Annotated in this window: 1 protein-coding gene; it reads right to left on the reverse strand. The window is 61.2% G+C overall.

Features of this window, described 5'->3' with window-relative positions:
- Window positions 1-12 precede the first annotated feature (12 nt).
- Window positions 13-853: DUF1254 domain-containing protein (locus AC1DT3_RS22945; RefSeq protein WP_477467464.1), on the reverse strand; the 841-nt coding region annotated here is incomplete at its 5' end.

Raw genomic sequence — 853 nt, forward strand, 5'->3', positions numbered from 1 at the left:
GCCCATTCCTGTCTATTGCACTGTGAGCGTCGACAGCGTTTCACTCCGCACCACTGCCGGCGGGTTCCATTTGCCGGTGAGCGCTTCCATCGTTGGCGCATAGAGCCGCATCGTCAGATTGAACGGCCCCTTCGGTGCCGGGAGCCAATTCGCTTCTTTGTCGGCGCCCGGATTGTCGTTCTGAAAATAGAGCGTCAACGAGCCGTCAGCGCCGGTCTTGAACGGCATCCAGCTGCTGACCGCGAACCGATTGAGCGCGTTGCCGACCTGGAATCCTTCTGGATCGTAGAGGGTGATCGACCAGAAGGCGCCGACCGGCGGTGTCGTGCCCCTTTCGAACCGGATTGTGTAGCGGTTGGCGCCATCGAGCGGCTTGCCGCTCTCGTCGGCGAGGTTCAGCGGATAGATGGCGTCCTCCGGTACGTTCGCACCGAGACCGAGCTGCGCGACGATGGCTCGTTTCAAATAGTAGTTCCCGTAGACTCCCATCGTATCGGTGTTCATCGACCAACTGTTGACGACGCGGGCGAGGGTGGGGGTCTTCCACGCCATCAATTGCCGCGCTGCTTCGGGCACACCGTCGAGCGCTGCCGCAACCACGGGATCGAGCCTCGTGGCATCGAACCCTTTGCCGACTTCGAACCCGATCCGCTTCATGCGCGCGATGATCGGCTGATCGGTCACGTGAGGCGGATGCAGCTTCACGAGCTCGGCGCCGAGCGCGAAATATTTGTCGGCCGGCATTGTATCGACCTGAATTTTCGGCGGCGTCTTCATGTCGATGTTGGGGTCGATCTTGACCTCTGGCATCTTGGGCGTGCCGCCCCATTCCGACAGAGGCGTGATCCTGTAC

The sequence above is a fragment of the Microvirga sp. P4_G7 genome (assembly GCF_056401005.1).